Origin of the sequence: Clostridium gasigenes (assembly GCF_017348895.1) — a bacterium.
Classification (GTDB): Bacteria; Bacillota; Clostridia; order Clostridiales; family Clostridiaceae; genus Clostridium; species Clostridium gasigenes.
Map to the genome: position 1 here is coordinate 585,288 of NZ_CP071376.1, position 17,176 is coordinate 602,463.

Genomic DNA, 17,176 nt, shown 5'->3' on the forward strand with positions numbered 1-17,176 from the left:
GTTACTGCCCTTAAAAATTTAGTTTTCACATTCTAAGTTTGCAACTGTACAAGAAGTTTTACAAGCTGATTGACATGAGTTTGCACATTCTTTACATCCTGGTTTTGCTAAACTATTTTTGATATTTGGTTTGTTTATTGTTTTTATGTGTTTCATACTAATCCTCCCCTTTTTGCGAAATATAACATCTAATTATAACATAATTTCACACCATAACATAGTCCTATATGCAAGCCTTTATTTACCTTATTCTAGGATAATGCTTATAAAATCTCAATATTCATTAACTTTTTTCCAAATAAATAACTTCTCAAATTTAAATAAAGTTTTTTAAAAAAATATCCTATTTGTATATCATCCACCTCTTTACTATTTTGATATTTATGGTAAAATTAAAAAGTCAGTATTCTAATATGAAACTGAACCTAGTATTTTAAAAATTTTTACGAATTATATCCTAAAAGGAATAATAACGAGGGGGATTTATACAATGATTCAAAGCAAAGAAATTGGAAAATCGAGAGAACAAATTAGGAAAATGGTAGTAATCGCTATGCTATCAGGTATATCTATATTTTTAGGAGTCTCAGGATTAGGTTTTATAACATTACCAGCCTTCAGACTTACTATAATGCATATACCAGTTATAATTGGTGGTATAATTGAAGGACCTATTGTAGGTGCTCTTGTAGGGCTAATATTTGGTTTATTTTCAATGTATCAAAATTTTACAGCTCCTGGTCCAGTATCATTTATATTTTGGAATCCTATAATCGCACTTGTCCCAAGAATACTTGTAGGAGTAGTAGCCTTTTATGTTTATACTCTATTAAAAAACAAATTAAAAAAACGCAAATTATCAATTGGTATAGCTGCCGTTATAGCAACTTTAGTTAATACAATTGGTGTTTTAGGTTTTACATACATATTCTATTTGGATAGGTATGCTACTGCTTTAGGACTATCACCTAATATTGTAGGCACTACTTTGATAGGTATTGGTCTAAGCAACGGACTATCAGAAGCTCTATTATCAGCAGTAATAACCATTCCTGTTGTAATAGGAATATTAAAGATAAAGAAAAATTAATTATATATATCCAAAGCTCAAAACTATGTTTTGAGCTTTTTTTAATACACTTTTACTCATTTTATTACAATATTTTCTTTTTGTTATTCTTTTTCCCTATATTGGATTAATCTTTGCAGGTTATATATTTTACTTATGCACACAATAGTATTGTAAAGCAGAAACGCTTTACAATATAAAATATTAAATAATAAGGAGGAATTTATTATGGCACAAAGTGTAGTACCAGAAGCAAAAAAAGGTTTATCAAAATTTAAAACTGAAGTAGCTAGTGAAATGGGTGTTCCATTCACAGATTACAACGGAAATCTTTCTTCAAAACAATGCGGTAGTGTTGGTGGAGAAATGGTTAAGAGAATGGTTAATCAATATGAATCTGGAATAAAGTAATATTATTTACCAATTAGTTAAATGCGTTTATACTCTTTGTCCAATGAGTATATTAATTTATAATTTTAAACTAAATACGTTCATACCTTTTGTCCAATGGGTATATTAACTTGTAACATTAAAGTAAAAAAATATTTAATAGTTCATAAAATGCGTTTATACACTTTATCGAATAGTGTATTTGGTCACAACATTAAAGTAAATAAAAAATCTCTTAAATTTAAGGAGGAATTATCATGGCACAAAGTTTAGTACCAGAAGCAAAAAATGGATTATCAAAATTTAAAACTGAAGTAGCAAATGAAATGGGAGTTCCTTTCACTGACTATAATGGTGATTTATCTTCAAAGCAATGCGGTAGTGTTGGTGGAGAAATGGTTAAAAGAATGGTTAATCAATATGAATCTGGAATAAAATAAACTATTCATATTTACTCTTTAATTACATTAACTAATAAAAAAGTATTATAGCAGGTAATTATTTTTCAAATTTAAGGAGGAATTTATTATGGCAAAAACATTAGTACCAGAAGCAAAAAATGGATTATCAAAATTTAAAACTGAAGTAGCAAGTGAAATGGGAGTACCATTTACAGATTATAATGGAAATCTTTCTTCAAAACAATGCGGTAGTGTTGGTGGAGAAATGGTTAAAAGAATGGTTCAACAATACGAAAGTGGAATAAAGTAAATCATATAACGATAAAAAAAAGAGAAACACTTAAGTGTTTCTCTTTTTTTTATTAATAATAAATTATTAATATTTATTTTTGGTGGCTCACCCGGGAATCGAACCCGGGACACCTTGATTAAAAGTCAAGTGCTCTACCAACTGAGCTAGTGAACCAAGTATATGGTGCGCCTTAAGAGATTTGAACTCCTGGCCCATGCCTTAGAAGGGCATTGCTCTATCCAGCTGAGCTAAAGACGCTTGTTACTACTTATCCTATAATACAGTGTTTTCCTTTAATGGTCAACACTATTTTTGTTTTTTTAAAATGTTGTAATTCCGCAACAATTCATACTATTCAAAATCTCACTTAAGTTTATTTTTTATTTTCTTTTATCTAACTTATTTTTTTAAACATGACTTATATTTTACTATAAGCTATAAGTTGGGTATAATAGCTATATACTAAGAAAAGGTGATGTTTTATGAGAAAAGAATATATAAACTATCCATTAGATTTACCAATTAAAATTTCATACGCTAATATAAAAGAATATCCAATACATTGGCATAATTCTATTGAAATTTTATATGTATTAAAAGGAAGTATTAATATTAATATAGATACGGATTCTTTTGAAATTAAAGAAAAGGAATTAGAAATTGTAAATGTAGATGAAGCTCATAGAATTTATAGCAATGAAGATAATAAAGTACTTATTTTTCATATAGATCCTTATTTTTTCGAAAAATATTATAAAGATATAAACAATATTTTCTTTTATGCAAATTCTACTGACGATGATGCTCAAGAAAGCGAAGAATATTATGAACTAAAAGCCTTCCTTGCTCGTATTTTATGTGAAACTGTTCAAAAATCTGAAGATTATGATCAGGAAGTCGAATCCTTACTTGTTCATTTACTTTATCATTTAATTAATAATTTCCACTATTTAACCTATGAACAAGAGGAACTTAAAGAAAAAACAGAACAATTAGCTAGATATCATAGAATATCTAAATATATATTCAACAATTATAATAATAATATTACACTACAAGACATAGCTAAAAAAGAATTCTTAAGTCCTCAATATTTATCTCATGAAATTAAATATGCTACAGGAAAAAGCTTTACAGATTTAATAAATATTACAAGAGTTGAGGAATCTGTTAAACTCCTTCTTGATTCAGACTTGAGCATTTCTGATATTTCAGATGTGGTTGGCTTCTCTCATATAAGATATTTAAATAAAAATTTTAAAATTTATTATGATTGTACGCCACTTCAATATAGAAAGAAAAATAAGCTAAGTGAAAAGGCTCTTGAAAAGCTTAAAAATATTGAGTTATTTCAATTAGAAGATGCTTTAGATTGTTTATCCTATGATCTTGAAGATTATGAAAGATTTAATTACGAAAATAAGCTTTGGAAAGTACATATTGACATGGATGAAAATATCGATGTCTTTACTCCTCATTATAAAGAAATAATTAACATTGGTGAAGCTTTTGATTTATTAATTGAAGACAATAAAGATATTTTAGAAGGTATACAAGACGATATTCATTTTAACTATGGCAGAATAGAAAATTTATTTAATAGTGATATGGGGATATTCACAAGCTCAGAATTTTGTAACTGGAATAGAACTAAAAGTGTTATTGAATATTTAGACTATATTAGTTTAAAACCTATTATAGTTCTTGATAATCCACTATTTTCATTAGATAGGTTTAGACAAGTTCTTAATAGTTTTTTTAAATATTTTTCTAAAATTGATTTTATAAATTTATCTACCTTTAAATTTCAATTTTCAACTACTATAACAGATGAAATTAAAAATGAAATAACTAATTTATTAACTACTAAATATAATTGTGAAATTTTAGAGGATACTTTTAGCTCTGTAAAAAACCTAAACAAATTATATGATACAGCCTTTATGATTCCTTATATAATTCATAATAATATATTTAATAAAGATTCTTTAGATTTTTTAAGAGCTTTTGATGTTTTAGAAAAAGAAGTCTATCTAACTAACGAAGTATTTATAGGTGCTCCTGGAATAGTTAATGATATGGGAATTAAAAAACCTTCTTATTACGCTTACTATCTTTTAAGTAAGCTTGGAGATGAAATTGTATGTATGGATCCTGGCTGTATTGTAACTAAGAAAGATGATAAATTTTGCATACTATTGTACTCTCATAATGATGATGTAGAAAACGAATTAAATTATACGGAAATTTATAAAAAGAGATCCAAAGCAAAAGCTTCTAAAAAGAAACTTTCCTTAAATATAGTTAATGTTAAAAATGCCTCTCGTATAATTACTTATGAGGTTAATGAAGAAATAGGTTCCTCATATAATTATTGGTTATCTATGGGTTCGCCCGATAGATTAAATAATGAAGAAAAAGAAATTATCCATAAAGCATCCTTTCCTAAAATTGATTTTAAGTATGCTAAAAAAAGTACCATTCTTAACATAGTTGTTGAGTTAAAGGGATATGGAGCTAAACTAATTGTAATTAAAAACTTAAAATAATATTTTAAAAGTCTAAAAAAAATAACAAGTCAATCTATTTGACTTGTTATTTTTCTCTAAAATTTTCTTTCAATTTTCATTGCAAGTGTAAAATACTTTAAAGAGTCCTTTGGTTCATTTAAGTTATAATAGAGTTCTGCCATATTTAAATACCTCTTATACATCTTTTCTTTTGTACCACATTTAAATATGAAATCTAAAGAAAGGTTCATATACATTTCAGCTTGCATATACATACCTTTTTTTTGCAGTATCATGCCCTTTAAATAATAAGCCTCTTCCATTAATTCATTAACTTTAGTATTAATAGACATATCTACAGCTGTTTCTATTAGTTCATAAGCCCTATCATACTCTTTATTTTCATAAAGGGTATTTATACATTCGTTCAAGAATTTAACATATTTTTCCTTATTATCAATAGGAAAAGTTTCAATTCCATCTAATATCTCTTTTATAGCCTTTTCTCTCTCTCCTACGCAAAAATAACATTTCCCATTTTTACTTTTTGAAATTGCTAAAGCTATAGGATTATCCTTTTGATATTTATATGCTAAATCCTTATATAAATGTGCATCATCTTTACCTAAAACTATACTTAAACTAGCATAGAAATGATATATTTCACCTTTATCTATGTCATCTTGTATACTATTTATATATTTAATAGATTCACTTAAAATAGTGTATGATTCATTTATCATATTAATTTTTTCATAAACTACACTTTGATTATAACAAATATAAGCATATATACTTTTGTTTTTAATTCCACTGGCTACAATAACTTCTCTAATTCTACTATAATAATTTATAGACTCATTAAACTCTCCAATACTTAAAAAGAAAGTTGCCATATCTCTATAATAGTGAATAGTACTTTCTTCAGTATTATTTTTTTGATATAAATCATAATACTGTGAAGTTATAAGTTGTATTTTTTCAATTTTATTATGTTCAACATAATATAAAAATAATTTATGCATTAATTCAAATGCTAAATCATAATATTTATATGCTAAAGAATAGTGAATGTTATGATTTAACACTTCTTCTACTTCTTCTTCTCTAATTGAATTATTATTAATCAGACCTATATTAACTATTATTTCTTCATGTACATCTTGAACCAAATAGCTATAATCTACTGACAGCCTGCTCGCTATATATCTTAATATGCTCTCATCTGCTTTAATCTTACTATTTTCTATACAACTCATCTTAGAAATAGATATTTTATCTTCACATAATTCTTTTAGAGTAATATCTTTATATATTCTAGCCCTTTTTATTTTTTCACCTGTTGATAGTATTTCCATTTAAACCCCCGGTTGAATTACTCTTTAAGAATTCCAATTTTCTTAAAAATAGTAACTCCTTCATCTAAATATTTAGCTGCCTCAAAATCTTTCTTATTATCAATGTAATATTTGCCAATCATAATAGCAACTTGACCGGCTTTATTTAATAAGTCATTTGTCTTAGCTAGTTTATACGTATCTATTAGTATATATTCCGCTTCCTTATCCATTTCCTTTATTGTATAAATTCTGTACCATAAAAGGTTAACTTCTATTAACTCTTCAATGTCCTCTTCTCCTAAATAGTTTTTAATTTCTTCTAATATTTGTTCACACATATTAATATTTTTAAGTTTAATATAATTTTCACAAATATTAATTAAAGTTTCAATTACCTTATTATCTTTACGTCTAACTCTAATATCTTTTGAAATCTCATAATGCTTAAATGATTCTTCTAAATTATCAAATTCATAAAATAATTTCCCTAAGTTATTTTCAATTTGAGATACATTGCTTAATTCATCAAGTTCTTTATAAACTTCTAAAGTCTTATGTGAATATTTAATAGCATTTATCAAATCACCTTTTTTATTATATTCTTCCGATAATAATAATAATGTTTTAGCATATTCTTCTCTATTTTGAACTTGTTCAAACTTCTTTTTAGCTAAGTATGAATAGTTTATAGCTTTATCAATATGTTCTGTTTTAAAGTAAGCTTGTGCCATATAGTAGTATATTTCTCCCAATAAATCATCGCTTCCGCTCTCATTATCTAAATAAACTTTTTCAGCTTGCCTCAAATAACTACTTGAAGAATGATACGCTTTTAAACTTAGAGTAATTTTTCCTAAATTCAAAAATGTATTTACTATTTCTACATAATTGTTATTTTTTATAAAAATAACATTCGCCGATAATAAAAATTGCTGGGCCAATACTAATTCTTCTTTAGCCATGTAAATTTTTGACCTTAAATAAAGATTTTTAGCTTTTCTATACTCTATATTATATTTTTCTGCATAATATAATGCATTTTCAATATATTTTTCTCCGGTTGTATAATCACTACCTAATATGTATGATTCCGCTACTTGTTCATAATAAACACTTATTTTTTCTGCTTGAGTTTCTTCTGATTCCATTAAATACTCAACAGATGTCTCTAATGCCCCTGCTAGATACTCCAATAAATCCATTGAAGGATTTGATCTTCCTGATTCTACTAAACTTATTTGTCCTGGAGTAATTCTATCTGCTGCAAGATCCTTAAGAGTCATGCCCAATTCTTTTCTTCTTCTTTTAATTTTTTCACCTAATGCAAGAATTTCCATTGTTCACTCATCCTTTTTTATTCGTATCTTTATCTTAATGTTATAATTTTCTAAATCTTGTGTATTTATTCAATTGTATCACATATACAGCTATTACAATATAAAATTATTGTTTTTTAATTGAAAATCTAACTTATTTTTGTCAAAATACAGTATATTTTCTATTCTACTATGTTTTTTTTATATTTATTATATTATATCATTATAATACGGTAATAAACCAGTCATTTTTTTCCTAACTATAAAATACATTCCATTAATAATTAACTATTATTTAGTACTATCTATTCCTATTTCTAGCTCTATGCTATTATTATTTTTAAAACACCTTGTATAAGGTTTTTTTTAACTCATTCTATAACAATACATTTGTTTCCATAAGAAAAAAGGTATCGATGACTTTTTCATCGATACCTTTTTTCTTATAAAAATACTATTAATCTAAATATTTTTTAAAACATCCTATTTCATATAGTCTAAAATATTTCCATATGCGCCTTCAGCCATTCCCATCACTTTTCTTTTAGTCTTTTTAATTCCTCTTTGTGTTCTTCTATCTAATTGTGGGAATGCCATAATACCTACTGCAGCTCCAATCATTGCTCCTGCTGCTAGACCTTTAATCATTTTTGCCATAATAAACACCTCATTTAATTATTTTTACTTGGTACAATTATTATGTGTAATAAAACTAATGTTACTCCAAGAAATTTATGGCAAACTATTATTGATCTAATGCATCTTCAAAAATTTCACTTGTTATTTCCCTTCATATCCCTAATGTTTTAGAATAATTTAATACCTTCAATTGATCTTCTACTGATAATTTAAACAATATCTCATTTATATTCCTAATTACCTCTGCTCTATTCACTATATTTTCAACACTTTTATTATTACATTTTGTTTCTGTATTTATAACATTTAATACTGAGCCCTTATCTTTAACTACTACTATATTTACTTCTCTACCAGGTGCAATTTTTATAATTTCTTCTTTTACTTCCTCATTTGCAACTTGTATAATATTTTTATCTAACCACTTTGCTACTGTTTTGTCTGAATCTATTCCTAATTTTTCTTTACATTTTTCATCCACAAGTTCATTAAACAAATCTCCAGTATGACTATCCACTTTAACAAATATAACTTCAACCCCGGATCTCATTAATTCATTCATCTTGACATAATAATTTTTAGAAGACTCTTCTCTTCTTTCCCAAAAACCTGTTGCATGATAACAAATTCCTGCATAATCATGGAATATTACTACAGATTTTTCACCATTTAATAATGCATACTCAACACCTTTAACAGCACCTTCAAGTTCTCCTGCTATTTGTCTTATATTTCTCTCTGATTCATTTTTAGAGGCTCCACTTTCGATATGTAAAACCACATTATTTTTTATAGCAACCATTCCATAAGAATACTCTTCTGTGGCAGTGTTATAGCTACCATCAACATAAACATGAAGACAATCCATAGGATATTCATTATTCTCTTTTCTTAATAACTTTTCCCCATTATTTAAAAACTTCTTAGCCTCATTAATATCTTCAAAGCTTTTATACTTAGCTCCCTTTACCCCTTTTACAAATGTCAAACACTCCGCCCAAGTATTTACTATTATATTTTCTATTTTTTTACTGCTTTTAGAATCAAATCCTTCTTTTATAGCATAAACTTTTTTACCCATTAATTTTTTCTCCTTATAAAGATGCTAATTCATCTATAACACTATAGATTTTTTCAACATTTCTTGCGCCTGTAAAGTTTGTTACATATTCTATTATGCTCTTTAATGCACTAATAATATCAGTTTTACCTTCCCAATTTTCTAAAAGTATATGAACCGGTACATCATTTACTATTCTATTTAAAGCAAAAAATGTTACAGCTAGCTCATCTATTTTTCCTATGAAAGGAATATTATTTGGTATTATATCTGTTGGAAATGCAATATACGCAACTGATGCTGATATAATTAATTTCGTTTTAATAGTTACTCTACTATCTTTTAATAACCTGTATAATAAAGCTACTAAATCTGGAAGAATAAATATATAATCACTAACTTTCTTAACCTTCTGAGGAAGTTTTTCACAAGTAAAGTCTCTTGCAACCGTATATCCATCCTCTACTTTTTCAATAACAGTTACTTCCTTATTTTCTTCAATGACTTTTTGCTGACTTTCATCTATTATAGCTTCTTTTATTAATTTACCTTTTAATGATACATTTATGTTCTTAACTTTAACATTTAAAACTGAGTTTCCTATATATATATCATCCACATCAAAATCAACAAAAGGAACATCTTTTAATACTTTTTTAATATTTATAATTGTTTTTCCCTTTTCATAATGAATTCCCTTGTCTTCAAATGATTTAATAGCATACTTTAAGGCAAGTTTTCTAAACACAGATAAAATTCCTATATTTAATATTTTGAATCTAACTATTTCTCCATATATCTTATCCTCTTCTACCTTTCCTAGTTTAATTTCACCTGTAAAATTAATAGATATACCTTTTTTAAATACTCCTGTAATCTTTATATCCTTATTTATTTCAATTTTTGATATACTTAAACCTTCAACTTTAACAAATTCATCTAATATACTTAATAAATCATCGCCTGTTAAATTTACATTTGCTCCTGAAATATTCATATTATTTCCTCCCTTTTTTAATAATCCACTTTCAACCTTTTTATGCTATATTCAATAGCGTGTCCCTTATGTATGTATTACTAGTTATTTTTTAAAACTCCCTACCTTTATCCCCTTCTTTTCTATTCTTACATTTATAACAACTTTAATTTCTTCTATATCTAGTTGAGTCTTATGTTCTATATTTTTAATAGTTAACTCCATATCAATTATATTACCTATTATCATTTACCTAAATTGCCTTTTAAAAAACATCTATATAGCTTTCTTGATTATTCTATACCCTAAGTACTTTCTAATATATATAAAGTATACTCTATTTAATTAAGATTTAAAAGATTCTATTTACCTTTTTTACATTTTAGCCATAACTTACATTGGTAAATTATATGATTATGAATAGACTAAAATTTTAAAAATGTTATAATCTTTATTAGCAAGACAAATGATTATGAATTTTGGCAATTTTCAATTAACTAATTTATTAATTTAAAAAAAGTCTAATATCTGCATTTAGGAGGCAAACATGAATAAAATTAAAAATAAATTTATTCTAATACCTATAGTTACTGCGGTTCTTTCGTTATGCACTCTAGGCTTTTTTAGCTTACAAACAAAATCAAACTTAAGTAAAGAGTATACCAGCTTTTTATCAGATATAAGCGTGGATACTGTTTCTAAGGTAGTAATAAATAAAAGTGCAAATTTAACTGTCTTTTTAAAAGATGGTACAAAGTATATTACAGATAATCCAAATACATCTACTTTAAAAGAAGATTTACTACTTAAAAATATTCAAGTATTAGATGAAAATACAGAACCTTTAACTAAAACAGTATCTTCATCAATTCTTGTAATTTCAATTTTTGCTATAGTATTTATGACTTTAAACAAAGGTAGATCCGGAGCTTCATCTATGACTAACTTGGATGTTCAGGATTTTAGTGAAGATAATAATAAGAATTTTGGATTTCATACTGTGGCTGGTAATGAAGAAGCTAAAGAAAGCTTAATGGAGGTTGTAGATTTCCTTAAAAACCCTGATAAATATACTAAATATGGTGCAAGAATGCCTAAAGGAGTTATTCTTTATGGCGCTCCAGGAACTGGAAAAACTCTTTTAGCAAAGGCTGTAGCTGGTGAAGCTAAAGTTCCTTTCTATGCTCTAAGTGGTTCAGATTTTGTACAAGTTTATGTTGGTGTTGGTGCTGCAAGAATAAGAAGCCTATTTAAAAAGGCTAAAGCTAAAGGCAAAGCAGTTATATTTATTGATGAAATTGATGCAATAGGTAAGACAAGAGCCAGTGGTGCACAATCTCAAGGTGGTAACGATGAAAGAGACCAGACTCTAAATGCTCTTTTAACAGAAATGTCTGGTTTTGCAGAGCAAGAAGGAATAGTTGTTATTGCTGCAACAAACAGATTAGACACACTGGATCCAGCCTTATTAAGACCTGGTCGTTTTGATAGACATGTAGAAATTTCTCTTCCTGATATTAAGGCAAGAGAAAAAATTATTTCATTATATTTAGAAAATAAACCCTGTGGAGAATTGAATGTATATAATATAGCAAAGAAAACAGTGTACTTCTCTGGTGCTAAACTTGAAAATTTAATTAATGAGGCTGCTATACTTGCTGCAAAAGATAATGCAGATACAATAAATAATGAACATATAAATAGTGCCTATTCAATAGTTCTAGCTGGAAATGAAAAGAAAGATAGAGACCATTTATTATATGAAGATAAGCTTTTAACTTCTTATCACGAAGCTGGACATGCACTGATATCACTATTAAAGTTACCTGAAGATAATGTTTCAAAAATAACAATTATACCTACTACAAAGGGTGCAGGTGGATACACCATTACAATACCTAAGGACAGATCTTATCAAAGAGCTGATTACTTAAAGAATAAAATCATGGTCCTTTTAGGTGGAAGAGCCTCTGAAGAACTCCACTTTGGAAAAGAAAAAATTTCAACAGGAGCACAAGGAGATATTACCCAAACTACAGAGATGGCTATGGCTATGATAACAGAATACGGAATGGGTGAAACCCTTGGATTATTAAAACTATCAAGCCTTGGATCTTTAGCTTCAAGCTATGGAAACCCTGTAGTTGAAGAATGTAGAGAGCTTATAAACTCACTATATACTGAGACATTAGAAATCTTACAAAATAATAAATCTATACTAGACAAGCTAGCAACAGCTCTACTTGAAAAAGAAACGCTGGAAGATGATGAAATCCTATCACTAGTTAGCTAAGTTTATAATATTACTGAAAATTTTCATTTTCAGTAATATTTTTTTATAATGACTCATCAAAAAATAATAGTATTTTAAAAAAATCTGGATAAGCTTATAGTTAATAGTTAATAGTTTTCCTTTGTGAAATCACCTGTTCTTTTTAAACTAATTCGCCAAAGTCTAACTTTATGCAAATATAAAATCATGACAGAAAATGAATGTTTTTGACGGTTTTATGTAAACATTATATGAAAACATAAACATTTTAATTTTTTTATTCCTTTTTTCAACATTTTATGCTATTATTTATTTCGTACTTGATTGTATTTGAGTGCTATATATTTTATATAATATGGAGGTTTAAGTAATGAAAAAACTTAATTGTAAACAATTAACTAAGAAATTAGTATTCTTTTTTCTTGGTGTATGGATAATTCAAACAGGTGTTGCAATATTTATAGGAACTAATATAGGTTCTGATCCTTTTACAGTATTTACTCAAGGACTGGCTAAAATGCTTGGTATAACTCCTGGTATAGGAAATATGGCCATTACCTTTACTTTTTTAGTTATAATATTAATATTTTCAAGAAAATCTATAAATATAGGTACAGTTCTTGCAATGATATCTGCTGGGCCATTCATTGATTTAATGATAAGTCTTTTTAAAGATATTCATCTTGATAGTTATACTATGATAGTTAAAATGTTATTTTTAGTCCTTAGCTGTGTAATAATTGCTATAGGTTTTTCATTACTTAAGGCTACAGACCTTGGAGTTGCTCCAAATGATATTATTCCATTTATTATATCTGACAAATTAAAACTTGAATATCGTATAGTTCGTATAGGACTTGATGTAACTTTTGTTGTTGTTGGATTTTTACTTGGTGGCGTAGTTGGAATAGGAACTATAATTGGAGCCCTACTTACAGGCCCATTAATACAATTCTTTATGCCACGATTAGAAAAATTTGTTCATACAGTAGTGTATAGTGATGATAAGTTAGAACCAATGGCTAATGAGATAACTGAATAATTTATAGATAATTTTGAAGGGCGCTAATCTTAGTGCCCTTATTTTTATATCTATTCTAGTTGTTTTAAATAAATAAAAGTCGATCACTTTTTTGTGATCGACTTTTATTTAGCCTTCATATGGAACTATATATGCATCTTTAACTCCATTTTTATTGGCTTCCTCTAGAGCATTATGTGCATCATTATAATCTTTATAGTAACCTACACATATTCTCCAGGCTTTATTAGATAGTGGTTTTGGTTTCGTTATTGGAGTTTCAAGTATCACTTTATCAACCATAGCTAAGCATCCCTTAGCTACCATGTACCCATATTTTTTACTGTTGAATGTTTTCGCTACTTCTTCATTTGATAGAAAATCTGCTTTAATTAATACTGCTGGCATTTTTGTTTCTTTTAGAACACTAAAGTTAGCTTGTTTTATTCCTCTATCATCTGATTTTAAATTAGATAACACTTCATCTCGTATAAATTTCGTTAATTTTTCTGTCTTATTCTCTTTTCCAAATAAGAATATTTCTGTTCCTGTTATTAAATTATCTGATAACGAGTTCATATGAAAGCTTACAAAGTAATCTGCCTTCCAGTTATTTGCTATGTCAAATCTTCCCCTTGGATCAATAAATGTATCTGATTCCCTTGTTAATAAAACAGTCTCTCCATTTCTTTCTAAATGTCTTTTTGCTTCTAAAACCGCTTCTAAAACAATATCTGATTCTTTCCTACCATTTACACCTATTGCACCAGTATCATCTCCTCCATGCCCTGGATCTAATACCCACTTTGCCAATTAACTCCCCTCCTCATATACAACCTAAGCTATATATCTTTGTTATAATTATTCCTTTATATATTATATTAAATGGAGGGTCTGTTTGTTACTACTTAAACATAAATAAGGCATAGATTAAACTAAACTATGCCCTATCATCTATTAATATTTTTTCTAGTGTTAGAGCTCTTCAAAGAAATAACTAATCATATTCTGATGTATTTTCTTTTAGATCTCTTATAGTGGTAAGTCTTTTTCCTTAAATACCTTAATTCCCACTATATATAATACAATTCCAATGATAGTTAACACAATGAAATCTATCCCATACCCTTCTTTACTCATAATAGACTTTGTATCGAATAAAGTATTTAGTGTGAAATATTTCAAAAAACTTAGTTCATCAGAAAGGGTAGCCATAAGATTAATAACAAAAAATCCTAGAGGTACTCCTGCTCCAATTGCTAAGGAATTCTTTGATAAATTGAATATACAAGATGAAGAGAAACATATACTACTAATTGCAAAGTGATATAAAAAGCATCCCATATTCAGCATTAAAAATTTTTCTACATCTAAAGCATCTGGTTGAAATATTTCACCTGCTACAATACCAACAATAGATGCTATTATCCACATAAATGCTAGAGAACAGATAAAGTATAATGCTGAAGTAATAGTAATTTTATTTCTCTTAGTTGGAGTTGATAGTAAATATGCCATAGATCCCCTATCTACCTGACCTGCAATTAATCTATTACCTACTATTATTGAATACACCATAGGAAATATAATTGCCATCATTACATAGAAAGAATTTGACATGAATCCAATAAGCGTATTATTTCCAGCAAACATTTGTGCAATTACACTATCTGCTGCGATATTTTCAACGCCTTTTATAGTTGAAGGAGTAAAAACTATTGTCATAACAGTTAAAAACACACTTAATACCCCTGAGAAAAGTAACATCAATTTATAATTTGATTTTATTATTTGCTTAAGTAGCGGTTTACTTATCATATTCTTCGCCTCCGTAGAAATGCATAAAATAATCTTCTAATGTATGCTTAACTTCCTTTAAATATTTAATCTTATATCTTGATAATATTTGAATTAATTCATTAATTTCCTCGTCTTGCACATTTATATTAACTTGCTTTTTATCAATATTAACACTAATGAATTTAAGTTCTTCTTTACTGAATCTCTCGCAATGATCTTCACTTTCAAATTCAATTTTAAAGAATTTTTGCTTTCCATGTTTTAGTTTAGATGAATCAATTGTTTCTATAATTCTTCCTCTTTTTATAATTGCAATTCTATCACAGGTTTTCTCTACCTCTTCAAATATATGAGAAGACATCAATATAGTTTTCCCATTAGCTTTTTCAGATGCTATTAAACTTATAAATTTGCTTTGCATCAAAGGATCAAGCCCACTTGTAGGTTCATCTAAAATTAATATTTTAGGACTATGCATAAAGGCACACACAATACCAATTTTTTGCTTCATACCTTTTGACATTCTTTTCAAGTCGCCACTTGGGTCCAATTCAAAGATTTCTATAAGTTCCTCTGCTCTACTCATATTAGTCATTTCACGCATATCAGCAATCATCTTTATAAATGCAGTACCTGTCATATCACCAGGAAAAGTAATTTCACCAGGTAGATATCCAAGTTCCTTTTGAATAACTTCTGGCTTATCCCAACTATTAATCCCAAGAACTGATACGTTACCCTTTTTAGGTTTTGAAAATCCTAATATATGCCTAATAGTAGTTGTTTTCCCCGCTCCATTTGGTCCTAAAAATCCAAAAACTTCGCCTTCTTCAATCTCAAAGGATACATCAAATACGCCTTTATTATTACCATAATCTTTTGTTAAATTGTCAACTTTTAAAACTCCCATATTAGTCATCTCCTTATCTATAATGATCCAAAGAACTTGTTTCTCATTTTAAGGCATCTTCAAAAAACTAGTCTGTTTTTTTAAGATGCCTTAATTTATTGTTTCCTATTATTTAGATTTTACTTTGTTAAGTATAGATATACTAGTTTAATTGTATTCTCAATTCCTCTATAATGTGTTCTTTCCATACCATGTGAAGCATGAACCCCAGGTCCTATTAATGCCCCTCTAATATTATTTCCAGCCTTTAATGCAGAGCTCACATCCGAACCATACATCGGATAAATATCTACTGCAAAATCTATATTATTTTCTTTCGCTAGGTTAACTAAAGTTGTTGTCATATTATAGTCATAAGGACCTGATGAATCTTTTGCACATATTGAAACATCATATTCTGTGCAACTTAAATCATCTCCTATACATCCCATGTCTACAGCTATCATTTCTGTTATGTCTGATGGAATATATGCACTACCATGTCCAACCTCTTCATAAGTTGATATAAATATTTTTGTCTTATATAAAGGTGTTATGTTTTCTCGGCTCATAAGTTCCAACAATCCCATTAATGCTGCAACACTTGCTTTATCATCTATGAATCTTGATTTTATAAAACCACTTTCTGTTATTGTTGTTTTTGGATCAATAAATATAAAATCTCCAGCACAAATTCCCAATTTTTTTACATCATCCTTTGATGATACTACTTCATCAATTCTTATTTCCATATTTTTAGGATCTCTTTTCTTTGTAGAACTATCTTCAAAAACATGAGCTGCTGGACTTGTGCTTAAAAATGTTCCTGAATATAATTTTCCATCCCTTGTTCTGATTGTGCAATATTCTCCGTCTAAAGTTGGAACAATTGGTCCACCTATTAAAGTAAATTTCAAAGTTCCATTAGACGTTATTGACCTAACCATAGCTCCTAAAGTATCTACATGAGCAGACAATCCAATTACCTTTTCATTACTTTTGCCCGGCAGCGTAATTATTCCACAACCTTTATTAGTCTTTTCAAAGTTATACCCAAAACCCTTTGCTTTTTTCTCTATTATATCCATAATATCAAAGCAAAACCCACTTGGACTGTTAAACTCTAATAATTCCTTTGCAGTATTTAAAACGTATTGTCTATTAATTCCTAATTCCATGATTATTCCTCCAAAAAATTTAT

General features: G+C 27.8%; 18 protein-coding genes and 2 tRNA genes. 7 read left to right on the forward strand and 13 right to left on the reverse strand.

Annotated features, from left to right (window positions below):
* Positions 1-18 precede the first annotated feature (18 nt).
* Positions 19-156: a six-cysteine ranthipeptide SCIFF gene (gene scfA, locus J1C67_RS02805; protein ID WP_089968777.1), complete on the reverse strand. Its 138-nt coding sequence runs from the start codon at positions 154-156 to the stop codon at positions 19-21.
* Positions 157-490: 334 nt separating this feature from the next.
* Here scfA and J1C67_RS02810 point away from each other — a divergent pair, with 334 nt between their 5' ends.
* From J1C67_RS02810 to J1C67_RS02825, 4 genes are all read left to right on the forward strand, one after another.
* Positions 491-1,090, forward strand: coding sequence for an ECF transporter S component (locus J1C67_RS02810; protein WP_167865709.1), 600 nt, complete (start codon positions 491-493; stop codon positions 1,088-1,090).
* Between the two features lie 207 nt (positions 1,091-1,297).
* The gene (locus J1C67_RS02815; protein WP_089968772.1) at positions 1,298-1,480 is read left to right on the forward strand and encodes an alpha/beta-type small acid-soluble spore protein; all 183 of its coding nucleotides are present in this window, start codon (positions 1,298-1,300) and stop codon (positions 1,478-1,480) included.
* Between the two features lie 236 nt (positions 1,481-1,716).
* On the forward strand, positions 1,717-1,899 hold the full coding sequence (locus tag J1C67_RS02820) for an alpha/beta-type small acid-soluble spore protein (protein WP_089968770.1): 183 nt from the start codon (positions 1,717-1,719) through the stop codon (positions 1,897-1,899).
* 88 nt (positions 1,900-1,987) lie between these two features.
* Positions 1,988-2,170 carry an alpha/beta-type small acid-soluble spore protein gene (locus J1C67_RS02825; protein ID WP_089968767.1) on the forward strand — a complete coding sequence of 61 codons (183 nt, stop codon included), beginning with the start codon at positions 1,988-1,990 and terminating at the stop codon, positions 2,168-2,170.
* An 80-nt stretch (positions 2,171-2,250) separates the two neighbouring features.
* Here J1C67_RS02825 and J1C67_RS02830 read toward each other — a convergent pair.
* Both J1C67_RS02830 and J1C67_RS02835 read right to left on the reverse strand, forming a co-directional pair.
* Positions 2,251-2,326 (reverse strand) — tRNA-Lys (locus J1C67_RS02830).
* 7 nt (positions 2,327-2,333) lie between these two features.
* Positions 2,334-2,410: transfer RNA gene (locus J1C67_RS02835), tRNA-Arg, on the reverse strand.
* 224 nt (positions 2,411-2,634) lie between these two features.
* On the opposite strand from J1C67_RS02835, the gene J1C67_RS02840 reads away from it, so the two are divergent.
* On the forward strand, positions 2,635-4,701 hold the full coding sequence (locus J1C67_RS02840; RefSeq protein ID WP_167865710.1) for a helix-turn-helix domain-containing protein: 2,067 nt from the start codon (positions 2,635-2,637) through the stop codon (positions 4,699-4,701).
* A 56-nt stretch (positions 4,702-4,757) separates the two neighbouring features.
* Here J1C67_RS02840 and J1C67_RS02845 read toward each other — a convergent pair whose 3' ends face one another.
* From J1C67_RS02845 to J1C67_RS02870, 6 genes are all read right to left on the reverse strand, one after another.
* Entirely contained in the window at positions 4,758-6,020 is a 1,263-nt protein-coding gene (locus tag J1C67_RS02845; RefSeq protein ID WP_167865711.1) for a helix-turn-helix domain-containing protein, read from the reverse strand.
* Positions 6,021-6,037: 17 nt separating this feature from the next.
* Positions 6,038-7,339: a helix-turn-helix domain-containing protein gene (locus tag J1C67_RS02850; protein ID WP_167865712.1), complete on the reverse strand. Its 1,302-nt coding sequence runs from the start codon at positions 7,337-7,339 to the stop codon at positions 6,038-6,040.
* Positions 7,340-7,801: 462 nt separating this feature from the next.
* Positions 7,802-7,975 (reverse strand): YtxH domain-containing protein, encoded by a 174-nt coding sequence (locus J1C67_RS02855; protein ID WP_139164837.1) that lies wholly within the window; start codon positions 7,973-7,975, stop codon positions 7,802-7,804.
* A gap of 133 nt (positions 7,976-8,108) precedes the next feature.
* Positions 8,109-9,038 (reverse strand): ribonuclease H1 domain-containing protein, encoded by a 930-nt coding sequence (locus J1C67_RS02860; RefSeq protein WP_167865713.1) that lies wholly within the window; start codon positions 9,036-9,038, stop codon positions 8,109-8,111.
* 13 nt (positions 9,039-9,051) lie between these two features.
* Positions 9,052-10,014: a YkvA family protein gene (locus J1C67_RS02865; RefSeq protein WP_167865714.1), complete on the reverse strand. Its 963-nt coding sequence runs from the start codon at positions 10,012-10,014 to the stop codon at positions 9,052-9,054.
* Positions 10,015-10,098: 84 nt separating this feature from the next.
* Positions 10,099-10,242, reverse strand: a complete 144-nt coding sequence (locus J1C67_RS02870) for a hypothetical protein (protein WP_167865715.1) — start codon at positions 10,240-10,242, stop codon at positions 10,099-10,101.
* 298 nt (positions 10,243-10,540) lie between these two features.
* On the opposite strand from J1C67_RS02870, the gene J1C67_RS02875 reads away from it, so the two are divergent.
* Complete coding sequence (locus J1C67_RS02875; RefSeq protein WP_167865716.1) at positions 10,541-12,286, forward strand: ATP-dependent metallopeptidase FtsH/Yme1/Tma family protein; 1,746 nt, start codon at positions 10,541-10,543, stop codon at positions 12,284-12,286.
* A 349-nt stretch (positions 12,287-12,635) separates the two neighbouring features.
* Positions 12,636-13,307 (forward strand): YczE/YyaS/YitT family protein, encoded by a 672-nt coding sequence (locus tag J1C67_RS02880; RefSeq protein ID WP_167865717.1) that lies wholly within the window; start codon positions 12,636-12,638, stop codon positions 13,305-13,307.
* A 108-nt stretch (positions 13,308-13,415) separates the two neighbouring features.
* Here J1C67_RS02880 and J1C67_RS02885 read toward each other — a convergent pair whose 3' ends face one another.
* The 4 genes from J1C67_RS02885 to J1C67_RS02900 all read right to left on the reverse strand — a co-directional run bounded on the left by J1C67_RS02885 (position 13,416) and on the right by J1C67_RS02900 (position 17,153).
* Positions 13,416-14,099: an N-acetylmuramoyl-L-alanine amidase family protein gene (locus tag J1C67_RS02885; RefSeq protein WP_167865718.1), complete on the reverse strand. Its 684-nt coding sequence runs from the start codon at positions 14,097-14,099 to the stop codon at positions 13,416-13,418.
* A 219-nt stretch (positions 14,100-14,318) separates the two neighbouring features.
* The gene (locus tag J1C67_RS02890; RefSeq protein ID WP_167865719.1) at positions 14,319-15,104 is read right to left on the reverse strand and encodes an ABC transporter permease subunit; all 786 of its coding nucleotides are present in this window, start codon (positions 15,102-15,104) and stop codon (positions 14,319-14,321) included.
* On the reverse strand, positions 15,094-15,996 hold the full coding sequence (locus tag J1C67_RS02895) for an ABC transporter ATP-binding protein (RefSeq protein WP_167865720.1): 903 nt from the start codon (positions 15,994-15,996) through the stop codon (positions 15,094-15,096). The genes J1C67_RS02890 and J1C67_RS02895 overlap by 11 nt, the downstream gene beginning before the upstream one ends.
* A 119-nt stretch (positions 15,997-16,115) precedes the next feature.
* The gene (locus J1C67_RS02900) at positions 16,116-17,153 is read right to left on the reverse strand and encodes a M42 family metallopeptidase (protein WP_167865721.1); all 1,038 of its coding nucleotides are present in this window, start codon (positions 17,151-17,153) and stop codon (positions 16,116-16,118) included.
* Between the last annotated feature and the right edge of the window lie 23 nt (positions 17,154-17,176).